This is a genomic window from Kribbella sp. WER1, assembly GCF_054189145.1.
In genome coordinates this window covers 5,298,163-5,321,971 of the sequence record NZ_CM135186.1, presented here as the reverse complement: position 1 = coordinate 5,321,971, position 23,809 = coordinate 5,298,163, and the positions used below count along the sequence as shown (strand labels likewise).

Genomic DNA, 23,809 nt, shown 5'->3' with positions numbered 1-23,809 from the left:
CCGTGCCGAGCAGCCGTGAGCTGACACAGCTCGAGCACGGAGAGCAACGGCCCTACCCGCGCGACGACACGCTGCCCGCGCAGGTTGCCGCATGGGCCCGCCGTACCCCGCACGCTCGCGCCGTGGTCGCCTCACGTGACGCCCTGACCTACGGCCAGTTGGTCGACCGAGCGACTCACCTCGGCCACGGCCTGCGCGCCTGTGGTGTAGCTCCGGGCGACGTCGTCGCGGTACAGGAGGGGCGCACGATCGAGCGGATCGTGGCCTACCTCGCGATCCTCATGGCCGGTGCCGGCTACCTTCCACTCGACGACCTCAATCCGCCTGAACGCAACGCCTTCTTTGTGGCCGACAGCGACGCCACCGCGGTCCTGGTCGCCGGCGACCAGGACCCGGGGCCGGGCGTGCCGGTCATCGACGCCGGCGCGGCCGAGCGTATCGGCGACGCCGCCGGTGCGCCTCCGGTGTTCCCCGGCTCCGCGTCCGATACGGCGTACGTGATGTACACCTCGGGGTCCACCGGCCGGCCCAAGGGCATCGCCATCACGCACCGCGCGATCAGCCGCCTCGTCGTCAACACCGACTACGTGCGCCTCGGGCCAGACGACGTTGTGGCCCACGGGTCCAACGCCAGCTTCGATGCCTCCACCTTCGAGATCTGGGGCGCTCTGCTCAATGGCGCCACGCTCGTCGGCCTCGACACCGACGACATGCTGGTCCACCAGCAGCTGACGCACTTCCTGGGCGAGCACTCGGTCTCGGTGCTCTTCCTCACGCCCGCGGTGTTCCACGCCCACGCCTACGAGGCACCAGCCGCCCTCAACGGGATCGGCACTGTGCTCGTCGGTGGCGACGTGCTGGACCCCGGAGCGGTCGGGGCCGTCCTCGGCGCCGGTGGCCCGCGGGTGCTGAACATGTACGGCCCGACGGAGGCGACGACCTTCAGCACAGGCCTCGACGTCCAGCCCCGGCACCTCACCACGGGCCGGCTCTCCATCGGGCGGCCTGTGGCCAACACCCAGGTCGCGATCCTGCAGGATAGACACCGCGTCCCACGGGGAGAGGTTGGCGAGCTGCACATCGGTGGCGACGGCCTGGCACGGGGATACGTCAGGAGGGACGAGCTGACAGCGGAGCGTTTTGTCCCCGACCCCCTCGACGCACGGCGGATGCTCTACCGCACCGGGGACCTCGCTCGGTGGGGCGACGACGGGACGGTCGACTTCCTGGGCCGGATGGACGACCAGGTGAAGCTCCGCGGCTTCCGCGTTGAGCTCGGCGAGGTTGAGGCTGCGCTGCGCGCGCACCCGAGCGTCGCCGACGCGTGCGTCGTCGTCAAGGGCACCGGGGCGCACCAGCGACTTGTCGGCTATGTCGCAACGCGACGCATCGGAGCGGCCGACTACCAGGAGTTCCTCGCGCGGTCGCTGCCACCGTTCATGCTGCCCTCGCAGGTTGTGGAGCTGGGCTCGTTGCCCCGGACCAGGAATGGCAAGATCGACCGCACCAGCCTCACCGGCGACCAGCACGGGCTCGGTGGCACCACAGGCTCACCGCGGAGCAGTGAAGAGGCGATCCTGTGAACCACCGTCTCGTCCCGGACGTCCCCTTGTCCTTCGGCCAGGCGCGCATCTGGCTGCTGACCCAGATCACCGGGCCCGATGCCCAGTACAACGTCCCGCTCGTCGTGCGGTTCCCCGGCCCGGTCGACGCCTCGGCCATGCACGCAGCCCTGCGCGACATCGTCACACGCCACGAGATCCTGCGGACCAGCTACGCGGACGTCGGCGGACGCGCCCAGCTGGCGGTCTGGGAGCCCGCGACTCTGCCTGGCCTGCTCACCGTCGAGACCGGCCCTGAGGCACGGCGGGACGATCGGGTGCGCGAGGTCTCGCAGCACGACTTCGAGCTCGCTGACCAGCTCCCGCTCCACGCGTGGCTGCTCTCCAGCGAAGATAGCTCCGGTGCCGTGCTGGTCGTTGTGATCCACCACATCGCTGTGGACGAGGCCTCCCTGCCACCCCTCCTCGACGACCTGGGCGCGGCCTATGTCGCGCGCCGGTCCGGGAGCGCGCCCTCGTGGCAGCCCCTCGGCCTCCACTACCGCGACTACGCCGCCCGTCAGCGTGAGCTCCTCGGCGACGTCCGCGACCCAGGCAGCCTGGCCGCACGCCAACTGAACCACTGGGTCGGACGTCTCGCTGGGCTGCCCGAGGAGACACCGTTGCCGATGGATCGGCCGCGTCCGGCCGTCCCGGACACACGTGGCGCGACCGTGGCACTGCTGGTACCCGACGAGACTCGCGAGTGCATCATGGAGCTCGCCCGAACCGAACGGGTTGCGCCCTTCACCCTCCTCAAGGCGGCGCTCGTCGCGTTCCTGGCGCAGCGCGGCGCCGGTGACGACCTCACGGTCGCAGGCTTCGTCACCGGACGGTTTGACGGCGACCTCGACGGTGTGGTCGGCTTCTTCGTCAACACCTTGGTTTTCCGGATCGACGCCTCAGGCACACCGTCGTTCCGCGAGCTGGTGAGTCGCACGCACAAGGTCGACATCGATGCATACTCCTACCAGGACCTCCCGTTCGAGGAGGTGGTCCGGGCGCTCAACCCATCCCGGTCATCGCACCGGCACCCGCTCGCGCAGGTGGCGATGTCCTACCTGACGACCAACACCTACGAACTACCGGGCACCGACGCGCGGGTGGAGGTCGGCCAGAACCTGCGGGTCAAGTTCGACCTGCAGGTCAACATCTTCGACGCCAAAGGCAGCGGCCGCGCCGAACGGTCCGCGGAGATGTTCATCGAGTGGGGCTACGCCGTAGCGCTGTTCGACGAGGAGACCATCGCGGGGATGGCCCACGACTTCCTCGACCTCCTTGGCCTCCTGCTTCACGATCCCGACCGGCAGGTCGGTTACGACGATTCGGTCGCTCGGGCGGTGCGATGACCTCTGCGCGCACCCACGTCGATGTCAGCATCAATCCGCGTGGCATCCATCGCACCGTCGAGGAGGCGGAGAGTTTGGTCGAGTGGGGTGCCGCGCGGGTCAGCGTCTGGGACTCCCCTAGCCGCTACGCCGACTGCTGGACCACCCTGGGCGCGCTCTCTCAGCGCGTGACCACCTGCCCCGTCGGGGTCGGGGTAACAAACCCCGTCACGCGGCACCCGCTCGTCACCGCATCGGCCGTCGCGAGCCTCCACCATGCAAGCCCCAGTGGGAGCTTCCTGGGTGTGGGCACCGGGGACAGCGGAGTGGTCAACCTGGGCCGTCAGCGTGCCACCCTCGGCACGCTCGAGGAGTACATGGGCTGCGTGCGCGCGCTGCTCCACCACGGCCGCGCGGCGTGGCGAGGTCAGGAGCTAGTGATGGAGCGGTCGGGAACCAGCAGTCCCCCGATCTACCTGGCCGCGCACGGGCCGCGCTCGCTCGCCCTCGCGGCGCGGATCGCCGACGGTGCCATCGTCGGGATCGGCTTCGACCGCGCCTCGGTCGAGCTGGCTCACCGCATCGTCGCGGAGGCGGCGCCGTCACGCGCCGCCGCCGGCCTGCCTCAGCTCGAGCTCTGGTGGAACGCCGGTGGGATTGTGGTTGACGACGACGAGGAACGCGCCGTCGTACGCGCGGGATGGCTGGTTGCCTGGGCCGCCCACCACCTCGTCAACGGTAAGGCAGGACTGTCCTCCATCCCCGACGAGCTGCGCGCCGGAGTGGCGGAGCTCGCCGGGGCCTACGACGTCGGCAATCACGGCATGCAGTCAGCCACCAGGAAGCGCTGGTACCTCGATGCCGCGCGGATGTCCGGCGCCTGGGACTACCTCGGCGACCGCTTCCTCGTGGCAGGTACGCCGGACCGGGTGCGGTCCCGGCTCGAGCAGCTGCGGTCGCTCGGCGTGGACCGCGTGTCCATCGGGACGGAGGCCTCGGGGCTCGAAGGGGTCCGAGACCTGCTGCGCCTCCTGGACGGCTGAATCCCAGGGGCCTGCGTCCTGGTCAAGGCGCTACCCGACAGCTGCAGACGTGCCTCAGACTGCATGACGGGGCCGAACACTTCGAGGGTGTGGGCGACGAAGTGGCCGTCCGGGCCGCGTGCCACGATGCGGGCCGCAGGATCGGTGAAGCAGCACGACGTTCGCGGTGGCGCGTGCGGCCTGGATGTCCACCACAACGAAGCCCTGGTCAGCACCTCGCGGAACTCGACGCGGACGATGCCGGAGAGGGGCATGGCCGTGACCACGACCTCCGTCGGCGTGACGTCCTCTGCCGTCACCGCCGGTCGATCATGTGCCAACGCACACGACGCGGACACCGCGCGCGGTCCGGCGCGGGCACGGGCCATCGCCAGGCGGCGGCCATGCCGATGCGACCTCCCACCAGGGAAACAGCCGTCCCGCGACGGCCCCGTCCGGTCGACGCACCCTCACCGGTGTCAGGACCGAGTCAGGCGCTGCGCCCGTAGCATGACGGTGCCACGAGCACCCCAGAGCCGACCCAGCGAGAGCAGATGCCGTGCCTCGAGCCATCCACGTCTGTGCCCAGCGCAATCGGTCGGCCCCAGCGGCTCCGCTCCCCGACCTGTTCCGCCGAGTGGGCCGGGCGCACCGGAGACCCGCCGGGTGTCGGGCCACTGATCGGACCCTGACCTACAACGAGTTCGACCGGCCAGCCCCGCGCGTGGTGAGCGACGGTATTCGCCCGGACCAGGTAGGCCAGCTGGTGGAGCCGTCCGCCAACCTGCTGAACCTCGTCATCGGGGTGCTCAAGGCGGGCTCTGCGCACGTCTACCCCGCGCCCCGGCCGCGGTGCTCAGCACACGACGTCGACGTCGCGGGCAGCGACCTCGCCTACGTTATCCACACCTCCAGGTCGACGGGTGGCCCCAACCTGTGCATCGTCAACAACGACTGCGTGCTTGCCTTCCTGACCAGGTTTGACCTCGATCACCCCGACCGGGTAGCCCTGTTCGTCTTGGACGCCTTCGTGTGGGAGCTGTCAGCCGCACTCCCCACAGGTGCGGCGGCGCTCGTCAGCCCCGAGCGGGCCGCCCGGCACTTGCCCGACTTCTTCAGCCTAATTCTCAAGGAGTCGGTGACCATCAACTCCCAGGTCCCAACCTCCTTCCGGGCACTGGTGGACGCCCACGACGCTGCGGGCCGTCCAGAGCTGGCGCTGCGCTACCTCGTGCTCGGTGGGGAGCCGGCACAGATCATCGACAAGTTCCTGTCAAAACATCAGGAGTCTGGACCCACCGTCGTCAAGGTCTACGGTCCCATCGACGCAACCTGCATCACCTCACGGGGGCTGACGCCCGAGAACCTCGACAGCGAGGCACGCTCCCCCATCGGCCATCCGCTGCCGCACCTGCGGGTCAGGGTGCGCCGCGTGCGGATTGAGCCGGGCGAGGTCGAGGCCGCACTGCGAGCCTCCGCACTCGTGGTCGACGCAGCCGCGATGATCGTGCAGACGTGGTTGGCGCCTGGCTTCTCGTCGCCTGCGTGGTGCCGGCCGAGCCCGTCCCGGTCGGCGCATCCCGCGAGATGGGTGACCTCCTGCGCTCGCACATGTTTGGGGCGCGCCTCAGTTCCTCGTGCGACCGCTTCCACTTCCATCCCGCCCTCCCGATGACGGGCACGCTCAAGCTGGACCGCCGGGCACTGCAGGATCTCGCGCGGGCCGGCCGCGCCGCCGCGACGGCGCGAGCATGACGTCACACCAGCTGAAGGTGGCCACCTGGAACATTGGCGGCGGCGTCATCGGCGCCTCGCACCAGCGCGGCGCCGTGCCGAACCTGGACCACCACGTCGGTGTGCTGACCACGCAGAGCCCCGACGTGGTGTGCCTGCAGGAGGCGCACGAGTACGACGACTGCACCGGCCAGACGGAGGATCTGGCCGAGCGCGCGGGCTACGCCCACTGGGCGGCCTACGCACTGAGCGACTCCCATCTGGTCGACGGCGCACGGTTGGCGCTCGGCATGCTGTCGCACTATCCATTGAGTGGCCTCTCGTTCCGGGCGTTGCCCGCTCCGAAACTGAGGGCGATCAGTCCAGCCGGGGAGCAGTGGGCCCTGCACGACAAGGGCTATCTCATCGGCAGGATCGGGTTCCCCGACGGCGGCGAGGTCCATTTCGCCAACGGTCACTTCTTCCCGCTTCGTCGCTTCGGAAGGAGCCCTGCCGACCCGCAGTTCGCGCCGTCGTGGCGAGCGTTCACCGATGACCTGCTCGAGCTCGACGCAGCCGGACCAGTGGTGGTCGGGGTCGACCTCAACCACTCCCCCGTCGACGAGGTGCTGGGTGAGGCGATGCTGCCCGGTCGCTTCACGAGCGCGCTGGATGCACACACACCGACGACCCCGCGCGGGGCGAAGCGCGACTACCTGCTCTGTGGTCACCAGACCCGGCTGATTTCCGCTGGAACGGTTTCGACGCAATCGGACCACTTCTACTGTCACGCAAGTGTGCTTGTTTGACTCCGCCCGCCCCCCGGTGCGCCGAGCGCGCGCCGCCGAGCCTCACCGGGGCACATAACGAAGATCTCAGAGATAGAGCGCCGCTGGATCGCAAATTCCTACAGCGAGTTCGACCGACTTGCATTGAGACTGCCGAGGATTCCTACGGCTCCTCCACAACTTCGGCTCGTTCTCCGACGCGACTGTAGCGCGCCACAGGAAAGACACCCGGCAGCGCGGCCGGCATCCCGTCGGTCGGCTGCACCTGCCACAACTTCCCGCCGTCCGTCGTCGCCGCGATCCGGAACTTTCCGTCCACCGGGTCGCCCATGCCGGCCTGTTTGGCTTCTCTACTGTGCCCATCGGATTTGAAGACGATGCAGTCGTAGAACTCCTTCGGATCCGTGTTCCGGAACGTTGCCGACGACGTTGTTCCGTCGTCTGTGCGGTAGACCCGGGCGTCCTCACCCTCGCCGATGGTCAGCGCCACCGCGTACTGAGCTGCGGCACCGGTCGGGGTCAGCTCCCACCGGTACGACGTTAGCCATCAACAACAGACCTCCTGCCGCGAGAGCGGCCACACGCAGGATTCTCATGCGCGGAAATCTAACCCGTCAGCACCTGACTGCCCAGGACACTCAGCAACTGCAGTTTCTCGGCGCTTTCGCTACCGGGCTCGGCGGTGAAGACGATCAGCGTCTGCTGCTGGTCGCGGTTGTCGATGAGTTCGCAGTACAGCTCGAGGTCGCCCACCGACGGATGCCGGAAGCGCTTGGTCTTGCTGTGCGCGACCACCACCTCGTGCGCCTCCCAGACCGCCTGGAACTCCGGGCTGAGCTTCTGCAACGCCCGGACGATCGACGCCGCGTACGACTTCGGCCCGTCGATGGTCGCGACCGTCCGCAGGTTCGAGACGAGGATCTTGCTGTGCGTCGACACCTCCGGATCGGCGTACAGCGCGCGGGTCTCCGGATGCGCGAACCAGCGGTACGCCTCGCTGCGCTCCATGCCCTGGAAGTTCGTCAGCTCCCCGGCGAACGCGACGTGCGTCGGCGTCTGCGCGACCACCTCGCCGCAGCGGTTCAGCAGCATCGCGGGGGTGTCGTGCAGCCGGTCCAGGATCCGCAGCATGCCGGGGTCGACGTGGCACGCCCGCGTCGTGCGCGGCGGCGTACCGTGGCCGGCCAGCAGGAACAGGTGGTCGCGCTCCTCGAGCGTCAGCCGCAGCGCCCGCGCGATCGCGCCGAGCATCTCCACCGACGGCTGCGGACCCCGCCCACCCTCGAGCCGGCTGTAGTAGTCGGCCGACATCGACGCCAGCGCGGCGACCTCCTCGCGGCGCAGACCCGGCGTACGGCGGCGCCGCCCGCGCGGCATGCCCACGTCCTCGGGCTGCAGGGCCTCGCGGCGCTTGCGCAGGAAGTCGGACAGCTCGGAGTACTCCATGGCTCCAGTCTCCACGGCAACGCCGCGTTATCCACTGCTTGCCGAGCAGAGGCTGAGCTCAGCCTGGTTGCCGACGGCATCCAGTCACAGGCTGGAGCCATGAAAACGACCGGAAACACGATTTTCCTGACCGGCGGTACGTCGGGTATCGGCCTCGAGCTCGCCCGCCGTTTCCGCGACCTCGGCAACACCGTGATCATCAGCGGCCGCCGCAAGGACCTGCTCGAGAAGATCGCCGCCGAGGACCACATCGACGGTGTCGAGCTCGACGTCGCCGACCCGGCGTCGATCGCGGCGGCGTACGAGACCGTCACCACGAAGTACCCGGACCTGAACGTGCTGATCACGATGGCCGGCATCATGCAGCCCGAGGACCTCCGCAACCACGACCTGGCGCTGTCCGAGCAGATCGTCACGATCAACCTGCTCGGCACGATCCGCACCGTCACCGCCTTCACGCCGCACTTGCTGAAGCAGCAGGACGGCGTGATCCTGACGGTCTCCTCGGGACTGGCGTTCGTCCCGCTGGTGATGACCCCGACGTACTCCGCGACGAAGGCGGCCGTGCACAGCTACACGCAGAGCCTCCGCCACCAGCTCGACCTGCAGGTGATCGAACTGGTCCCGCCGGCGGTGCAGACCACGATGCTCAACCAGGAGAACGACCCGCACGCCATGCCGCTGGCCGAGTACGCCGACGAGACGATGCAACTGCTCCGGGACAACCCCGACGCCGAGGAGATCCTGGTCAACCGGGTCCTCTTCCTCCGCAACGCCGAGAAGGAGAACCGCTACGAGCAGGTCGTCGGCGTGCTGAACTCAGTCGCCTAACGCGTGCTCGATCCGCTGCACCTTGGCGGTCAGCTGTCCCGTGTACCCGGGCCGGATGTCCGCCTTCAGCACCAGGCTGACCCGCGGCGACACGGCGGCGACCGCGTCCACAGCCTGCTTCACCACCGCCATCACCTCGTCCCAGTCGCCCTCGATGTTCGTGAACATCGCGTTGGTCTCGTTGGGAAGACCGGAGGCGCGAACCACGCGGATGGCCTCGGCCACCGCCTCGCTCACGCCCCCGGTCTCGTCACCTGCTGCTGGGCTGATGCTGAATGCGACGATCATGCATCCAGGATGTCAGGCTCCTCCTCCTGGGCGCGGCGTTCGGCGCCCGAGGTGGTGAGGAGGGCCTTCTCCTTGATGAAGACGACCGCGATCAGGGCCAGGACCGCGAACGGCACGGACATCATGAACAGTTGCGCGGTCGCGTCGCCGTACGCGTTCTCGACGACGACCCGGACCTGCTCCGGGAGGTCCTTGATGTTCGGTACGGCGCTGCCGCCGCCGGACGAGGCGCCGCCCGGGTTCAGCGTCTGCGTGACCTTGTTCGCCAGGATCGCGCCGAGGACGCTGACGCCGATGGTGCCTCCCATGCTCCGGAAGAAGCTGACCGCGGAGGTCGCCGCGCCGAGCTCCCGGGCCGGTACGTCGTTCTGCGCCGCGAGCACCAGGTTCTGCATCACGAGACCGATGCCGACGCCGAGCACCAGCATGAACGCCCACAGCATGTACTTCGACGTGTGCGCGTCGATCGTGCCGAACAGCCCGAGCCCGATCGGCAGCAGCACGCTGCCGACGACCAGGTAGATCTTCCAGCGGCCGTACTTCGTGATCAGCGCACCGGCGATCGTCGACGCGGTCATCATGCCGAGGATCATCGGCAGGCTCATCAGCCCGGCCTTGGTCGGCGAGTACCCCTGCGCGATCTGGAAGTACTGCGCGAGGAACACCGAACCGGCGAACATCGCGACGCCGACCAGCGCGCTGGCGATGATGGCCAGGGTCACCGTGCGGTTGCGGAACAGGTCCATCGGGATGATCGGCTCCGGGTGCCGGCGCTCGACCAGGACCGCGGCCAGCAGTACGACCAGCGCGGCCCCGACCAGCGCGAAGCTCCAGCCGGACACCCAGTCGAACTTGTTGCCGGCGAACGACGACCAGACCAGCAGCGTGCTGACGCCGCCCATGATCAGCACCGCGCCCCACCAGTCGATCTTCACGTCGCGGCGGACCGTCGGCAGGTTCAGCGTGCGCTGCAGCAGGATCATCGCGGCGATCACGAACGGTACGCCGATCAGGAAGCAGGCCCGCCAGCCGAGCGGCGAGTCGACCAGGAAGCCGCCGAGCAGCGGACCGCCGACGGTCGCGGACGCGAAGATCGCGCCGAACACACCGGAGTACCGGCCGAGCTCGCGCGGCGGGATGATCGCGGCCATCACGATCTGCACCAACGCGGTCAGACCACCACCGCCGAGGCCCTGGAGGACCCGGCTGCCGAGCAGCACCTCGATGTTCGGCGCGAAGCCGGCGACCAGCGAGCCGACGACGAAGAAGCTCAGCGACAGCTGGATCAGCAGCTTGTTGTTGTAGAGGTCGGCGAGCTTGCCCCACAGCGGCACGGTGGCCGTCATCGTGAGCAGCTCGAGCGTGACGACCCAGGTGTACGACGACTGGCTGGCGCCGAGGTCGTGGATGATGCGCGGCAGCGCGGTGGAAACCACGGTGCCGGCCAGGATCGCCACGAACAGGCCCATCATCAGGCCGGACATGGCCTGGATCGTCTGCCGGGGCGTGAGTGTGGCGGTTGCCGTACTGACCTCACCCACAGGTTCCGGGGTGGGTGACGAGGTCGTCGTCATGAGGTGCCTTTCTGGTAGTCCGGCCCGAAGGCATCGTCGATGCCCTGGGCAAGTAGTTGGAACGCTTCGTCGAGCAGTTCGGCGACCGGGCGGTCCGGAGCGGTCTTGTGCAGCTCCATCACCACCCGGCAGGCGGCGCCCGCGGTGCTGACGATCAGCGCGGGCCGGATCGCGCCGGCCGGATCGCCCATCCGTTCACCGAGGGCGGCGGTCAGCTGCCGCTCGTCGTCGATGCTCGACAGCATCAGCAGGTACAGCAGGCTCGGGGAGCTCATGATCAGTTCGCCGCGCCGGGTCAGTTCGCCGTCGCTCTCCAGCTCCCGCAGTACGTCGTGGATGACGTACCACATGGTGGTCAGCGGCGACTCGTCCGGCGGTGCGGTCCGCATCCGTTCGAGGGCCCGGACGAGGTGCTCCGGATTCCGCCCGAGGATCGCGTCCTCCTTGTGCGGGAAGTAGTTGAAGAAGGTCCGCACCGACACGTCGGCGGCCTCGGCGATCTCCTCGACCGTGACATGCTCGGGCCCCTTCTCCAACGCCAGCCGCAACGCGGCGTCGGCCAGCGCCGCCCGCGTCTGCAACTTCTTGCGTTCCCGCAAACCGCCCTCTGTCCCCACCTGACCAGGCTAGGCAGAATCTTGCAGTCACTGCAAACAATTAATCGCGCAACTTTGCAGCCACTGCAGCGCGACACGCGCATCCTCACGTCAGCGTGATCGGTCAGCTACCGTCCGTCAGGTGAAATCCGAGACCGCTCCGTCCGCAATGACTCGCCGCCGGTTCGCCGGCCTGACCGCCCTCACCGCCGCAGCCGCCACCGGGCTGACCCGGATCGGCCCCGCGTCCGCGACGCCGTACACCCCCGCCCTGGTCGTCGGGACCGGGTACGGCGCCGCCGTCACCGCGCTGCGGCTCGGCGAGGCCGGGATCGCGACCACGATGATCGAGATGGGACAGCAGTGGAACGCGCCCGGCCCGGACGGAAAGGTGTTCTGCTCGACGCTGACCCCGGACCGCCGGTCGATGTGGTTCCACCGCCGGACCGCTGCCCCGCTGGACACGTTCCTCTGGCTGGACGTGGTGAACCGCGACCTGGGCGCGCCGTACGCCGGGGTCCTGGACCGGATCGACTACCCGAACATGGACGTGTACGTCGGCCGCGGGGTCGGCGGCGGGTCGCTGGTGAACGGCGGCATGGCCCCGACACCGCAGCGCGCGTACTTCGAGAAGGTGCTGCCGCAGGTCGACGCCGACGCGATGTACGGGCGGTACTTCCCGCTCGCCCGCAAGATGCTCGGCGTGAACACGATCGACCCGCAGTACCTGGAGAAGACGCCGGTCTACAAGTACGCGCGGGTGTCGCGGAAGCTCGCACACCAGGCCGGCTTCCGGACCGCCGTCGTACCGAACGTGTACGACTTCGACTACCTCGAGCAGGAGGAGCGGAACGCCGTACCGCGGTCCGCGCTGGCCGGTGAGGTCATCTACGGGAACAACCACGGCAAGCAGTCGCTCGACAAGACCTACCTCGCCGACGCGCTCGGCACCGGGGAGGTGACGATCCGGACGCTGACCCGGGTGACCACGATCCACCGTCAGGGCGCCGGCTACCTGGTCGGCCTCGAACAGATCGATGCCTCAGGCAAGGTTCTGAAGCGCGGCGAACTGGCCTGCCGTTACCTGTTCCTCGGCGCCGGCAGTGTCGGCACCACCGAGCTGTTGCTACGAGCAAGGGAGACCGGAACACTTCCGGAATTGCCGGAGGCAATCGGAACGGGTTGGGGTGGCAACGGCAACGTGATGACGGCGCGCGCCAACCAGATCTGGGACCCGACCGGACCGCTGCAGTCGACGATCCCGACGCTTGCGATCGACAACTGGGACGACCCGGTGAATCCGGCGTTCGCCGAGATCGCGCCGCTCCCGGTCGGCATCGAGACCTGGGCGAGCCTCTACCTCGCGATCACGGTCAATCCCGAACGCGGGCACTTCACCTACAACCACGGCACCGACCGCGCCGACCTGCACTGGTCCGCCGGCCAGAGCACGCCGTCGATCCGTTCGGCCAAGGCGCTCTTCGACCGGGTCAACCGCGCGGCCGGTACGACGTACCGCTACGACCTGTTCTCCGGCAATCGGGCGTTCGCCGCGGACTTCTGCTACCACCCGCTGGGCGGCTGCCTGCTCGGCGCGGTCACCGACCCGTACGGCCGAGTCGTTGGTCACCCCAACCTGTATGTCACCGACGGCTCGCTGATCCCGGGATCGCTCGGCGTCAACCCGTTCGTCACGATCACGGCGCTTGCCGAACGCAACATCGCGCGGGTGCTCGCGACGGACGTCAAAGCCTAGGAATCACGCTCCCTCAGCTCACACCTGAGAAGAAGAGAGGTTTGACAAGGAGAGGAAGAGGCCCGAATGAACCTAAAAGGAAGAGGGGAGGGAAAGAAGAGAGATTGAGAGTGGTGGTTGGATTCGGCGTCATGGGCTCCAGGTCTCGGACGGCCACCAGTCCTCCGCCGAGTCGTGGCAAACGGCCCGCACCCCCTGCGGCGAGTCGTGAGAAAAGGCGCCAGAAACCAGCCACAATCCACGACTCGACGAACAGGTGCCGAGCCGTTCGCCACGACTCGGCGAAGAGCGGCATACCTCCGGCTGACCACCAGACCCAGCCACCACTCTCAATCTCGTCTTTTCTCTGCTCTTGTTCATTAATCTCTTTCCCGAAAGCTCAGCCGGATCTTCTGAATAGCCCTCTTTGCTCTTTCCCTTTAGAGTGGTGGCCGGCTTCGGCGACCGGCCGAAGGTTTGCCACACGGCGGCACGGTTCGAGTTCGACCACACACACGACATACACCCCTCCATGACCTCGTTCCCGGCGACACCGTCGTCATGGCGGTCACCGGGATCGGCCGAATGACCAACCCCGTCGTGGAAGTGGCACCCGCTCGGAACCGTGCGGCAAGTCCCGCACATCCCTGACCAGCAACGAACTCCACGCGGCGACTGCGTACACGATCGCGGCGGCGAGCGTCACCGGGCGGGCCCCGAACCGATCGGCGAGCGGTCCGGCCGCCAGCGTCCCGACCGGGATCGCGACGAACGACAGCAGGTCGTCGATCGACGCGAGCCGGGACAGTACGCCGCGATCGATGTGCTCCTGCAGCGACGTGTCCCAGCTGATCCCCGAGATCGAGAAGCCGATCCCGGCGGCGAAGGCGGCCGTGAGGATCCAGATCGGCGGGGCACCGACCCCGAGTGCCACCAGCGGGAGCGCACCGAGCGCGCTCATCAGTTGTCCCGCGCGCAGCAGATGCCGGAGGACGAGGCGGTACATGACGGCGCTCATCAGCAGCAGGCCGATGCCGCGGGCGCTGAGCGTGAAGCCCCACAGCTTCTCCCCGGTGAGCGGCGGTCCGAGTACCTGCCAAACGCCGGTCTGCGCGAGGTTCATCACCGCGGACGACAGCGTGACCGCCCACACCCACCGGATACCGCGGAACTCCTGCCAACCTCGTCGTACGTCGCTCAGCACCGGCGCCGACCGTGGCTCGATCGGCGTCGCGATCCGCAGTCGACTGAGCAGGATCGCGGCCAGCAGGTAGCTCACCGCGTCGACCGCGATGGTCGGACCGCCGCCCACAGTCGCGACCAGCACGCCGGCCACTGCAGGTCCGACGATCTTGGTGGCGTTGCGGATCGAGCTCAGCAAGGAGTTCGCCTGCCGGAGCTGCTCTCGCGGCACCAGATCGGGGACCATCCCACGTAACGCCGGCGACGTGAACGCGTCCAGCACCCCGTTCACCGCACCGAGCAGACTGATCAGCAGCAGGTGATAGTGATGCGTGACCAGCAGTACGGCGACCGCGCCCTGCGCGACGGCCCCGCCCGCATGCGCGGCCACGAGCACCGTACGGCGCGGAATCCGATCCGCGACCGCACCGCCGATCAGGACGAAGCACAGCATCGGCACCATCCGCGCGGTCAGCACGATGCCGAGCTGCGACGGATCGCCGGACGCATCCAGCACCGCGAACGCGAGCGCCACCGGCGCCATCGAGCTGCCCAGCAGCGAAACCAGCCGACCGGCGGTGAACGAACGGAACGCCGGACGACGCAGCGGCGAGGACACTGCGCAAGAATGCGGACTGATCCCGGGCACCGCGAGCGTTTCGCGAGGAGGCGAAAGTTGACCCTGCTCAGACTGAGCCCGCTGGCCCTGTCGCGGTCGCGGTTCGCGTTGTCGCCGCTCGCGGAGACGGTCGGCGTGACGATCGGCCTCGGCCGGGGGCGGGCCGGACCGTGGCGGTCCGCCCGGCGCACGTCGTACGGCCCCGCGCGGGACCCGTTCCTGCGCGGCTTCGCCCACCTGCTCGGCCATACGAAGTGGCTGCCGGACGTCGTCGTACTGCCACCGGCCGGCGGCATGGGTACGACGCTCGCGTCCGAGCTCGAACCCGTCCGCGCGATGACCGACGCGGAGATCCGGGCCGGCTGCGAGGTGTCGGTCGAACACAGCTGGGTCGACCAGGACCTGCGCTGGCTCGACGGATCCGGCCTCGGGGACAGGATCGCGGCGACATTGGACGCCGTGTGGACGCGACACGTGGCGCCGGACTGGTCGCGTCGGCGTACCGCTCTCGAACGCGAGGTGATGTATCGCGCCGGTCTGCTCGCGGCGTACGGCTGGCCGACGGCGTTGGAGGGGATGAGCCGGCGGAGCCGTTGGGTCGGTGCCGACAGCATCCAGTTCAGCCAGCGGCCCGGCGAGGATCGGCTGATCGGCGACGAGGGCCTGCAGTTCGTCCCGGTGACGATGCCGAGCGGAACATGGTTGTGCGAGAGCAAGGACGGGTACGCGCTGGTCTACCCGGCCGGGCGCGCCGCCGTCGAAGCCCCGGCCGACGGGCGGGTGGCGCTCGAACGGCTGATCGGCCGCGGGCGTACCGAACTGCTCGACCGGCTCTCCCGTCCCGGGACTGCGAGCGAACTCGCCGCCGAACTCGGGCTGTCCCTCGGCACCGTCGGCCGGCATCTGCGGATCCTCCGCGACGCCGGCCTGATCGTCGGGCTCCGCGACGGCCACAAGGTCGTCTATCGCCGGACAGTGCGCGGAGCCGACCTGACCAGATATAATCCATAGGCAGCCTCCGGCACGGTTTTCGTGTGCGGAGGCTTTTTGTATGACCCTTCTCTACAAGGCCGCCGGCCAGATCCGCGGGGAGCACATCCTCCCCCTCAACCAGCTCCGCGTGCAGTACCCGGACCTCTACGAACGCGAGTCCGCCAAGTACGCGGCCCGCCCGGAGCTGATGGCGACGCCCGTGTACCCGCTCGGGTGCGCCTGGTCCGACGTCGTGTTCCTGTCACCGGTGCACCCCGCACCGATCTTCGAAGCGATGCACGAATCCGGCCGGATCGGACCGGTGGTGGTCGACTACTGGACCCTCGACGCCGACCTCCTGGACCCCGCCGACACCTGCATCCTGCTGAAACGCCACGACCCCGAACACAAACCCCAGCCCCCCGAGGACTTCATCCCGTACTCCGCCGCCGCGGCCGCCGGCCTTTCCACCGCCTCCGACCGCGCCCTGCGCCGCCTCCGCACCCTGAACGCCACCGAGCCGCTCTACCCCTGGGCCGACATCCCGCACATCCTGCACCGCGGCAGCATCCCCGTCGCCCTGTTCCGTACGGCAACCGGCGAACCCGTAACCAGTTGATCAACCTCGCCGTACCGGTCCACGCTCGAACCACCACCACCGAGGAGGCACCGTGCGCAGCGCGATCCTGAACGTCACCTTCGGCAGCACCGATCCCCAACACCTGGCCGCCTTCTGGAGCCAGGCCACCCGCCACCCCGCCAGCTTCCACGACATGCCCGGCAACCCGTTCTGGACCGTCGGCGGCGAAGGCGGCGTCAACCTGGTCTTCGTCCACGCCCCCGGCCCCAAAACCACCAAGAACCGCCTCCACCTGGACCTCATCCCCCAGGACGGCACCCAAGCCGCCGAACTGGCTCGCCTCCAGTCCCTAGGCGCCACCATCCAGGACGACCGCCGCACCAAAACCCCCGGCGGCTGGGTCATCCTCACCGACCCAGAAAACAACGAGTTCTGCCTGGAGGCCGACTGAGGTGTGACACGGGTCGCCGTGCTCGGGGTAGAGATACATAGTAAAGCTATGTATATTTGTGGGTGTGATTGCAACTGACCTGACTCGGCTCGGTGAGCAGATGGTGGTGACGTCGACGCGGTTGTCGCGGTTGGCCACTCGGAACGTGAACACGCTGCCGCATGCCGCGATGCGGGTGCTGGGGCGGCTCGACGAGCTCGGGGAGGCTCGGATCAGTGAGTTGGCGAAGGCGGATCGTACGTCGCAGCCGACCATGTCCAACCTGGTGCAGCGGCTCGAGGAGCAGGGGTCGGTGGTTCGTACGCCGGACCCGGCCGACTCCCGGGCCAGCCTGATCAGCCTCACCGACGCGGGGCTCGCCGAGCTGCGCAGCGCCCGCCGGCAGGCGGGTGAGGCGCTGGCGGGTCATCTGCGTCAGTTGCCCGCTGACGACCTTGCCACCTTGGAGGCCGCCGTCGCCGTCATGCACAGACTTCTCACCCTTGAACCGTTGGAGGACACACCCCGGTGAGTAACTCGTCGTTCCTGAAGCAGCCCAAATCCGTCTGGGCGGTCGCGTTCGCGTGCGTGATCGCTTTCATGGGCATCGGCTTGGTGGACCCGATCCTCAAGCCGATCGCCGAGCAGCTGCACGCGAGCCCGTCCCAGGTCTCGCTGCTGTTCACCAGCTACATGGCGGTCATCGGGGTGGCGATGCTGATCACCGGCGCGGTCTCCAGCCGGATCGGCGCCAAGCGCACCCTGCTGATCGGTCTGGCCATCATCGTCGTGTTCAGCGCGCTCGCCGGCCTGTCGAACTCGATCGGCATGATCGTCGCCTTCCGGGCCGGCTGGGGTCTCGGGAACGCGTTGTTCATCGCGACCGCCCTCGCCACCATCGTGAACTCCGCGTCCGGCTCGGTCGCCCAGGCGATCATCCTGTACGAGGCCGCCCTCGGTGTCGGCATCGCGGCCGGCCCGCTGGTCGGCGGCGAGCTCGGCACGATCTCCTGGCGCGGCCCGTTCTTCGGCGTCGCCGTGCTGATGACGATCGCGCTCGCCGCCACCGCGTTCCTGCTGCCCGCCTCGCCCCCGCAAGCCCGTCGTACGTCGGTCATCGAGCCGTTGAAGGCGCTGCGGCACCGGTCGCTGGCCACCGTCGCGGTCACCGCACTGCTCTACAACTTCGGGTTCTTCACGCTGCTCGCGTTCACGCCGTTCCCGCTGGCGATGTCGGCGCGGGAGATCGGGCTGATCTTCTTCGGCTGGGGCATCTGCCTCGCGTTCACCTCGGTGTTCGTGGCGCCGCGGCTGCAGGCCAAGTTCGGCACGCTGCCGGTGGCGATGACCGTGTTGTTCCTGTTCGCGGTGGACCTCGCGGTGATGGGTGTGTACGCGCACCACAAGCCGGTGCTCGCCATCGGCGTGATCGTCGCGGGCCTGTTCCTCGGCATCAACAACACGCTGATCACCGAGGCCGTGATGGGCGCGGCTCCGGTCGAGCGCGGTACGGCGTCCGCGGCGTACTCCTTCGTCCGGTTCTCCGGCGGCGCGGTCGCTCCGTGGCTGGCCGGGAAGCTCGGCGAGGAGTTCAACATCCAGCTGCCGTTCTACGTCGGCGCCTTCGCGGTGCTGCTCGCGGTCGGCGTCCTGGCTACCGGCTGGAAGCCGCTGTCGCACCTGCGGGTGCCGGCCAACCACTCCGAGACCGAGGCCGAGGCGCTCACCGTCGCCGACGCCTGATTGGTCTACCCAACCCGCCGGAGAACGATTTCTCCGGCGGGTTTTCGCGTCTAGGCTCGGTCTGTATGTGGCCAACTCTGCGCTCGTACACCGGACGTCAACTCCGCCGGATCGCCCTGCCGCTCGGCGGCATCGGGACCGGCACGGTCAGCCTCGGCGGCCGCGGCAACCTCCGCGACTGGGAGATCGTGAACCGGCCCGCGAAGGGCTTCCATCCCGGTACGGCGTTCTTCGCGCTCCGTACCGCGGCACCGGACGGCACCGTCACCGCCCGCGCGGTCGAGGGGCCGCTGGACCTCAGCGAGTACGAAGGCGCGCACGGGAGCGGCGCGCAGAACCACGGGCTGCCGAGGTTCCGGGAGGCGACCTTCGCGACCGCGTATCCGTTCGGCCGGCTCTCGTTGCGGGATGCCGACGTACCGGTGGACGTCGACCTGGAGGCGTTCAACCCGTTCGTGCCGACCGACGTGGCGGCGAGCTCGTGGCCGGTCGCGGTGCTGCGGTTCGTGGTCACGAATCGTTCGGACCAGGACCTGACTGTCTCGCTGGCCGGCTCGGTGCAGAACTTCGTCGGCCGGGACGGGACGTACGACGTTGCTTCCGGCAACTACAACACGACGGCGTCCGGCGTCGTCGAGGGAGTACTGCTGCGGAGCCGCGGGGTGCCGGCGGACGCGGAGCAGTACGGCTCGATCGCGCTCGGCGTACTCGACGGCGCCGACGTCTCCCTCCGTACCGGGTGGGCGGACCGGACCTGGGGTGACAGCCTGCTCGACTTCTGGGACGACTTCACCGCGGACGGCCGGCTCGACGAACGCTCCAGCGAGTCGGAGACACCAGTCGCCTCGGTCGCGGACCGGCGGACCGTCGCGGCGGGGGCGACCGAGCGGTTCACGTTCCTGCTCGGCTGGCACTTCCCGAACCGGCGCGGCTGGGAGAACCCGGACTTCGTCGGCAACCACTACACGACGCTGTCCGCGGACGCGTGGGATGCGCTGGAGCGGTTCGCGCCGCAGCTCGACGAGTTGGAGCGCCGTACGGTCGGCTTCGTCAGCGCGTTCCTGGCGAGCGATCTGCCCGACGAGGTGAAGGAAGCGGCGCTGTTCAACCTCAGCACGCTGCGGACGCAAACCGTTTTCCGAACGCCGGACGGGCGTTTCTTCGGCTGGGAAGGGTGTTCGGACCACGAGGGCAGTTGCTTCGGCAGTTGCACGCACGTGTGGAACTACGAGCAGGCGACGCCGTTCCTGTTCGGGGAAATCGCGCGGTCGTTGCGGGAGGTCGAGTTCGCGCACGGGACCGACGAGAACGGGCTGATGAGCTTCCGGGTCGGGCTGCCGCTGGCGACGAAGGCGCGTGACTGGAACGTGGCGGCCGCGGACGGGCAGCTCGGATGCCTGGTGAAGCTGTACCGGGACTGGCGGCTGAGCGGCGACGACGAGATGCTCCGGTCGCTGTGGCCGGCGGCGCGGCGGGCGCTCGAGTTCTGCTGGATCCCGGGCGGCTGGGACGCGGACCGCGACGGCGTGATGGAGGGCTGCCAGCACAACACGATGGACGTCGAGTACTACGGGCCGAACCCGCAGATGCAGTCGTGGTACCTGGCGGCGTTGCGGGCGTGCGAGGAATTGGCGACGTACCTCGGGGAAACCGACTTCGCGGGGCAGTGCCGGAAGCTGTTCGAGAGCGGCCGGGCGTGGATGGACGCGGAGCTGTTCAACGGCGAGTACTACCGGCACGAGATCCGGCCGCCGGCGTCCGCGGACGACATCGCGCCCGGGCTGCGGGAGCGCGCCGGTGCGCCGGACCCGACGCATCCCGTTCTGCAACTCGGCGACGGGTGCCTCGTCGACCAGCTGGTCGGACAGCACCTGGCCCGGATCACGCAGCTCGGGACGCTGCTCGACGAGGATCACGTCGCGACCACATTGCGCAGCATCGTCAAGCACAACGGGCTCTCCGGGTTCACCGGGCACTTCAACCACATGCGCAGTTACGTCCTCGGCGCCGACGAGTCCGCCGTCCTGATGTGCAGCTACCCACGCGGAAACCGCCCGGAAAGGCCGTTTCCTTATTTCACCGAGGTGATGACCGGCTTCGAGCACATCCTGGCCGTTGGCCTGATCTCCGAGGGGCTGGTCGAGGAGGGCCTGAAGGTGATCGCCGACATCCGGCAGCGGTACGACGGCGAACGCCGCAACCCGTACGACGAGGCCGAATGCGGCCACCATTACGCCCGCGCGATGGCGTCCTGGGGCGCCGTCGTCCAGCTCACCGGCTTCGACTACGACGCCCGTACCGGAGCCCTACGCTTCGCACCACGTCTCGCTGGGATGGAAAACGTGTTCTGGTCGACCGGAAACGCTTTCGGCACCTTCAACACCACCACCCGCGAACTCACCACCCTCGAAGGCACCGCGGAGATCACGTCGGTCACCGTCGGCTGACCATACCAAACGGTATGGTATGGTCCGTGTCATGGTGAGCCGGACCGAGTGGTTGGACGCTGGGCTGGACCTGCTGGCGGCCGAAGGCGCGCCGGCGGTGACGATCGAGCGGCTGACCGGCACGTTGGGCGTCACGAAGGGCTCGTACTACCACCACTTCACAGGGGCCGCCGGCTACAAGGCGGCCCTCTTGGAGTACTTCGAGCTGCGGTACACGACCCGGTTGATCGACGCGGTCGAAGGGTCCGACGACGCGGGCGCGAAGCTGCAGCACCTGCTGCGGCTCGTGCTGTCGGATCCGGACAGTGCCGCGCTGGAGATCGCCGTTCGGGCGTGGGCGTTGCAGGATCCCGACGTACGGGCCGCGCAGGAGCGGGTGGACGAGGCGCGGACGGCGTACCTGAAGAAGCTGTGCCGCGGGCTCCGGACGGACGTGGATCCGGACCGGTTCGCGCAGTTGCTGTACCTGATCCTTATCGGCGCCGAGCAGGTCGTGCCGCCGATCGACCAGCGGGACGTGCGGGAGATCTACGACCTCGTCCTGCGCCTCATCGACTAGTGGAGGGACGATGACCACCACGCTGCACGAGCTCGACGACCTGGTGCCGGTTGTGGACGAGATCGACGTGAAGACGGCGCGCGGCGACGTCACGCTGCGGGAGTTCGTCGCGGGCGCGCTGAGCTACAGCCCCTTGTGGGTCAAGGGATTGTTCGCCGCCCGGATGGCCGTCGCGGCCGCGCTCCGGCTGGAGACGGCCGGCGTACCCGATTCGCGCCGGCTGCGGCCGGAAACGGTGAGTTTCACGCCGGGCGAGAAGAACGCGTTCTTCACCGTACTGCGCGGCGAGGAGGACCATTACGTGCTGCTCGAGGTGACCGACAACCACCTGATCGGGTACCTCGCGATCTTCACCGACAACGAGCGGCCGGCGACGTTCAAGGTCGTCACGCTGGTGAAGTTCCTGCGGCCGGCCGGCCGGTTCTACTACAACCTGATCCGGCCGTTCCACCACGTCATCGTCCTCGGGATGTGCCGGGCCGGCGAGACGTCGCACGCGAAGCGGTGAGGGCCGCGGTGCCGCCGACCACGACCAGCGCCGCGCCGAAGATCAGCCCGAGCAGCCGCCACGGAATCGCCAACGCAGCAAGGCCGTAAGGCCCGGCCGCGATCCCGGCGAGCGCGGCCGCCGCGACCACGGAACCGAGCAGTACGCCGACCACGACAACGGTTTCCGACTCGACAACCGCGACCGTGACGACCTGCGCGCGGGTCAGCCCGGCCAGCCGCGACAGCCTGAACTCCTGCCGCCGGTCGGCCGTCGACATCACGACCGCGTTGACGACCGCGACCGCCGTGAAGATGCCTGCCAGCCCCATCAATGCGGCGAACAGGTCGGCGTTGCTCCGCTGCTGCGCCTCGCCGCGCGCAGCCGCCCACTTCTTCACGGGCTCCCCGTCGAGCATCCCGCCGGGCGCAAGCTTCACCAGCGTCTCCGTCCGCCCACCCGTTGGCAGCAACGCCCGCGGAACAAAGAAGTTCTCGCTGACGTCCAGCGTTTCCGGCATGATCGCGACCACCCGGACTGTCGTCCGTTTGTTGCCCAGCGCAACTTTGAGCGTCGACCCGAGTCTGTACCCCTCGACCGCCATCCCCGGACCGATCGCGATCGTGTTCCCGGTCAGCCGGTCCAGCGACCCCTTCCGCGGCCGCAGCCGGTGCGTCGCCTGGTACGCCACCGGATCGATCCCGATCGCCTCCGAGTACACCGTTTTCCGGCCGCGCGTGACGACGATCGGTACGGCGGTCTGCACCGACGCGGCCGCGATCCCTGGACCGGCCGCGACCGGGTGGTCGACCACCACGTCGGCCGTGATCAGGCGTTGCTGCTCGACACCGACCGCCTTCGCCAGCGACGCGAACGTGCCCCACATCCCGACCACCAGGCCGACCAGCACGATCAACGGCGCCGCGGTCGCCGCGCTCCGGCGTACCGCATGAAGGACACCGGCCCGCGCGAGGTCGGCGATCAGGTTGCCGCGGACAACAACCGCGGGGAGCCGGCCGACCAGCGGTACGACGACCGGGCTGAGCTGGCTCAGCGCGACGGATCCGCTGATCATCACGACCAGCCCGATCATCAACCCGGCGACCAGATCCCGCGCCGCCTGCGCCACGATCACCAGCAGTACCGTGGAGGCTGCGGCCGACAGACCCCAGAACCAGCGCCAGCCCGTCATCACCCGCAGCGTGGACCGCCCCTCGACGACGGCTTCGAGCGGCCGGATCCGCGACGCCCGCCAGGCGGCCGCGAGGACGCCGGCCAGCGCCGTACAGATGCCGACGACCATCGCCGCCCACATCGAGCCCTGATCCCACGGAGCGTGGAACCACGACGGCAGCATCCCCAGTTCGACCAGCAACCACGACTGCGCCCAGGTCGCCAGCGCACCGACCGGTACGCCGAGCACGCTGCCCGCCGCGCCGAGCAGGGCCGCCTCGACCACCACCATCACGCACAGGTAGCCGCGCTGCGCCCCGACCAGCCGGAGCAGCCCGAACTCGCGCCGCCGCTGCACGGTCATGAACCCGAACGTCGTACTCACGATGAAAACGCTCAGGAAGACGGCGAGCATGACCGACATTCCGAGCAGCGTCGCGGCGCCGACGTACCCCTCGCGCACCTGCGCCCGCTGGTACGCCGACAGTCCGGGCGGGAGGACGGGGTGATCGGTGGCCGCGAGCATCTGGAGGTCCGACTGCACCAGGCCGACCCCGAGCGCCACGGCTACCACCGCACCGGCGAACAGCTGCCACCTGGTGCGCAGCGCTCCGACAGACAACCTCAACATCCATCCAGCCAACCGCCCGCAGCCCTGCCCGACGCTGGCCCACACACCCGATCACCGGTAGCCC

General features: G+C 68.8%; 22 protein-coding genes. 15 read left to right on the top strand and 7 right to left on the bottom strand.

Annotation, left to right across the window (positions count from 1 at the left end; genetic code table 11):
* The first annotated feature begins 2 nt into the window (after nucleotides 1–2).
* The 5 genes from ACXJJ3_RS25835 to ACXJJ3_RS25815 all read left to right on the top strand — a co-directional run bounded on the left by ACXJJ3_RS25835 (nucleotide 3) and on the right by ACXJJ3_RS25815 (nucleotide 6,473).
* On the top strand, nucleotides 3–1,583 hold the full coding sequence (locus ACXJJ3_RS25835; protein WP_458164429.1) for an amino acid adenylation domain-containing protein: 1,581 nt from the start codon (nucleotides 3–5) through the stop codon (nucleotides 1,581–1,583).
* On the top strand, nucleotides 1,580–2,950 hold the full coding sequence (locus tag ACXJJ3_RS25830) for a condensation domain-containing protein (protein ID WP_458164428.1): 1,371 nt from the start codon (nucleotides 1,580–1,582) through the stop codon (nucleotides 2,948–2,950). Before ACXJJ3_RS25835 ends, ACXJJ3_RS25830 begins: the two co-directional genes overlap by 4 nt.
* A complete protein-coding gene (locus tag ACXJJ3_RS25825; protein ID WP_458164427.1) occupies nucleotides 2,947–3,972 on the top strand; it encodes an LLM class flavin-dependent oxidoreductase in 1,026 nt (341 codons plus the stop codon). The genes ACXJJ3_RS25830 and ACXJJ3_RS25825 overlap by 4 nt, the downstream gene beginning before the upstream one ends.
* A 706-nt stretch (nucleotides 3,973–4,678) precedes the next feature.
* A complete protein-coding gene (locus ACXJJ3_RS25820; protein ID WP_458164426.1) occupies nucleotides 4,679–5,626 on the top strand; it encodes an AMP-binding protein in 948 nt (315 codons plus the stop codon).
* Nucleotides 5,627–5,702: 76 nt separating this feature from the next.
* Complete coding sequence (locus ACXJJ3_RS25815) at nucleotides 5,703–6,473, top strand: endonuclease/exonuclease/phosphatase family protein (protein ID WP_458164425.1); 771 nt, start codon at nucleotides 5,703–5,705, stop codon at nucleotides 6,471–6,473.
* A gap of 142 nt (nucleotides 6,474–6,615) precedes the next feature.
* Here the strand turns inward: ACXJJ3_RS25815 and ACXJJ3_RS25810 are convergent, their stop codons facing one another.
* The gene (locus ACXJJ3_RS25810) at nucleotides 6,616–6,942 is read right to left on the bottom strand and encodes a hypothetical protein (protein WP_458164424.1); all 327 of its coding nucleotides are present in this window, start codon (nucleotides 6,940–6,942) and stop codon (nucleotides 6,616–6,618) included.
* Between the two features lie 116 nt (nucleotides 6,943–7,058).
* The gene (locus tag ACXJJ3_RS25805; RefSeq protein ID WP_458164423.1) at nucleotides 7,059–7,898 is read right to left on the bottom strand and encodes a helix-turn-helix transcriptional regulator; all 840 of its coding nucleotides are present in this window, start codon (nucleotides 7,896–7,898) and stop codon (nucleotides 7,059–7,061) included.
* Nucleotides 7,899–7,997: 99 nt separating this feature from the next.
* Between ACXJJ3_RS25805 and ACXJJ3_RS25800 the strand changes: the two genes are divergently transcribed.
* On the top strand, nucleotides 7,998–8,729 hold the full coding sequence (locus tag ACXJJ3_RS25800; protein WP_458164422.1) for an SDR family oxidoreductase: 732 nt from the start codon (nucleotides 7,998–8,000) through the stop codon (nucleotides 8,727–8,729).
* Here ACXJJ3_RS25800 and ACXJJ3_RS25795 read toward each other — a convergent pair.
* From ACXJJ3_RS25795 to ACXJJ3_RS25785, 3 genes are read right to left on the bottom strand one after another with little or no spacing between them, the layout of a single operon-like run.
* Nucleotides 8,718–9,017 carry a thiamine-binding protein gene (locus ACXJJ3_RS25795; RefSeq protein WP_458164421.1) on the bottom strand — a complete coding sequence of 100 codons (300 nt, stop codon included), beginning with the start codon at nucleotides 9,015–9,017 and terminating at the stop codon, nucleotides 8,718–8,720. The genes ACXJJ3_RS25800 and ACXJJ3_RS25795 overlap by 12 nt on opposite strands.
* Entirely contained in the window at nucleotides 9,014–10,591 is a 1,578-nt protein-coding gene (locus ACXJJ3_RS25790; RefSeq protein ID WP_458164420.1) for an MDR family MFS transporter, read from the bottom strand. Before ACXJJ3_RS25790 ends, ACXJJ3_RS25795 begins: the two co-directional genes overlap by 4 nt.
* A complete protein-coding gene (locus ACXJJ3_RS25785) occupies nucleotides 10,588–11,208 on the bottom strand; it encodes a TetR family transcriptional regulator (RefSeq protein ID WP_458164419.1) in 621 nt (206 codons plus the stop codon). The genes ACXJJ3_RS25790 and ACXJJ3_RS25785 overlap by 4 nt, the downstream gene beginning before the upstream one ends.
* Before the next feature lie 121 nt (nucleotides 11,209–11,329).
* Between ACXJJ3_RS25785 and ACXJJ3_RS25780 the strand changes: the two genes are divergently transcribed.
* On the top strand, nucleotides 11,330–12,943 hold the full coding sequence (locus tag ACXJJ3_RS25780; RefSeq protein WP_458164418.1) for a GMC family oxidoreductase: 1,614 nt from the start codon (nucleotides 11,330–11,332) through the stop codon (nucleotides 12,941–12,943).
* 547 nt (nucleotides 12,944–13,490) lie between these two features.
* On the opposite strand, the gene ACXJJ3_RS25775 is transcribed toward ACXJJ3_RS25780, so the two are convergent.
* Complete coding sequence (locus tag ACXJJ3_RS25775) at nucleotides 13,491–14,723, bottom strand: MFS transporter (protein ID WP_458164417.1); 1,233 nt, start codon at nucleotides 14,721–14,723, stop codon at nucleotides 13,491–13,493.
* 57 nt (nucleotides 14,724–14,780) lie between these two features.
* Here ACXJJ3_RS25775 and ACXJJ3_RS25770 point away from each other — a divergent pair, with 57 nt between their 5' ends.
* From ACXJJ3_RS25770 to ACXJJ3_RS25735, 8 genes are all read left to right on the top strand, one after another.
* Nucleotides 14,781–15,734, top strand: coding sequence for a winged helix-turn-helix domain-containing protein (locus ACXJJ3_RS25770; protein ID WP_458164416.1), 954 nt, complete (start codon nucleotides 14,781–14,783; stop codon nucleotides 15,732–15,734).
* Nucleotides 15,735–15,774: 40 nt separating this feature from the next.
* The gene (locus ACXJJ3_RS25765; protein WP_458164415.1) at nucleotides 15,775–16,314 is read left to right on the top strand and encodes a hypothetical protein; all 540 of its coding nucleotides are present in this window, start codon (nucleotides 15,775–15,777) and stop codon (nucleotides 16,312–16,314) included.
* A 52-nt stretch (nucleotides 16,315–16,366) separates the two neighbouring features.
* The gene (locus ACXJJ3_RS25760) at nucleotides 16,367–16,726 is read left to right on the top strand and encodes a VOC family protein (protein ID WP_458164414.1); all 360 of its coding nucleotides are present in this window, start codon (nucleotides 16,367–16,369) and stop codon (nucleotides 16,724–16,726) included.
* A gap of 64 nt (nucleotides 16,727–16,790) precedes the next feature.
* Entirely contained in the window at nucleotides 16,791–17,237 is a 447-nt protein-coding gene (locus tag ACXJJ3_RS25755) for a MarR family winged helix-turn-helix transcriptional regulator (RefSeq protein ID WP_458164413.1), read from the top strand.
* A complete protein-coding gene (locus ACXJJ3_RS25750; protein ID WP_458164412.1) occupies nucleotides 17,234–18,448 on the top strand; it encodes an MFS transporter in 1,215 nt (404 codons plus the stop codon). The genes ACXJJ3_RS25755 and ACXJJ3_RS25750 overlap by 4 nt, the downstream gene beginning before the upstream one ends.
* Nucleotides 18,449–18,513: 65 nt before the next feature.
* Entirely contained in the window at nucleotides 18,514–20,895 is a 2,382-nt protein-coding gene (locus ACXJJ3_RS25745) for a GH116 family glycosyl-hydrolase (protein WP_458164411.1), read from the top strand.
* Between the two features lie 31 nt (nucleotides 20,896–20,926).
* Nucleotides 20,927–21,454, top strand: a complete 528-nt coding sequence (locus tag ACXJJ3_RS25740; protein ID WP_458164410.1) for a TetR/AcrR family transcriptional regulator — start codon at nucleotides 20,927–20,929, stop codon at nucleotides 21,452–21,454.
* Nucleotides 21,455–21,464: 10 nt separating this feature from the next.
* Nucleotides 21,465–21,962 (top strand): DUF2867 domain-containing protein, encoded by a 498-nt coding sequence (locus tag ACXJJ3_RS25735; RefSeq protein ID WP_458164409.1) that lies wholly within the window; start codon nucleotides 21,465–21,467, stop codon nucleotides 21,960–21,962.
* Here the strand turns inward: ACXJJ3_RS25735 and ACXJJ3_RS25730 are convergent.
* Nucleotides 21,910–23,736 carry an ABC transporter permease gene (locus ACXJJ3_RS25730; protein ID WP_458164408.1) on the bottom strand — a complete coding sequence of 609 codons (1,827 nt, stop codon included), beginning with the start codon at nucleotides 23,734–23,736 and terminating at the stop codon, nucleotides 21,910–21,912. The genes ACXJJ3_RS25735 and ACXJJ3_RS25730 overlap by 53 nt on opposite strands.
* Nucleotides 23,737–23,809 lie beyond the last annotated feature (73 nt).

Bases quoted from the DNA above. Each gene is read 5' to 3' on its own strand.
- ACXJJ3_RS25735 (WP_458164409.1), top strand. From the start codon at position 21,465: ATGACCACCACGCTGCACGAGCTCGACGACCTGGTGCCGGTTGTGGAC.
- ACXJJ3_RS25795 (WP_458164421.1), bottom strand. From the start codon at position 9,017: ATGATCGTCGCATTCAGCATCAGCCCAGCAGCAGGTGACGAGACCGGG.
- ACXJJ3_RS25805 (WP_458164423.1), bottom strand. From the start codon at position 7,898: ATGGAGTACTCCGAGCTGTCCGACTTCCTGCGCAAGCGCCGCGAGGCC.
- ACXJJ3_RS25815 (WP_458164425.1), top strand. From the start codon at position 5,703: ATGACGTCACACCAGCTGAAGGTGGCCACCTGGAACATTGGCGGCGGC.
- ACXJJ3_RS25800 (WP_458164422.1), top strand. From the start codon at position 7,998: ATGAAAACGACCGGAAACACGATTTTCCTGACCGGCGGTACGTCGGGT.
- ACXJJ3_RS25825 (WP_458164427.1), top strand. From the start codon at position 2,947: ATGACCTCTGCGCGCACCCACGTCGATGTCAGCATCAATCCGCGTGGC.
- ACXJJ3_RS25745 (WP_458164411.1), top strand. From the start codon at position 18,514: ATGTGGCCAACTCTGCGCTCGTACACCGGACGTCAACTCCGCCGGATC.
- ACXJJ3_RS25765 (WP_458164415.1), top strand. From the start codon at position 15,775: ATGACCCTTCTCTACAAGGCCGCCGGCCAGATCCGCGGGGAGCACATC.
- ACXJJ3_RS25790 (WP_458164420.1), bottom strand. From the start codon at position 10,591: ATGACGACGACCTCGTCACCCACCCCGGAACCTGTGGGTGAGGTCAGT.
- ACXJJ3_RS25740 (WP_458164410.1), top strand. From the start codon at position 20,927: ATGGTGAGCCGGACCGAGTGGTTGGACGCTGGGCTGGACCTGCTGGCG.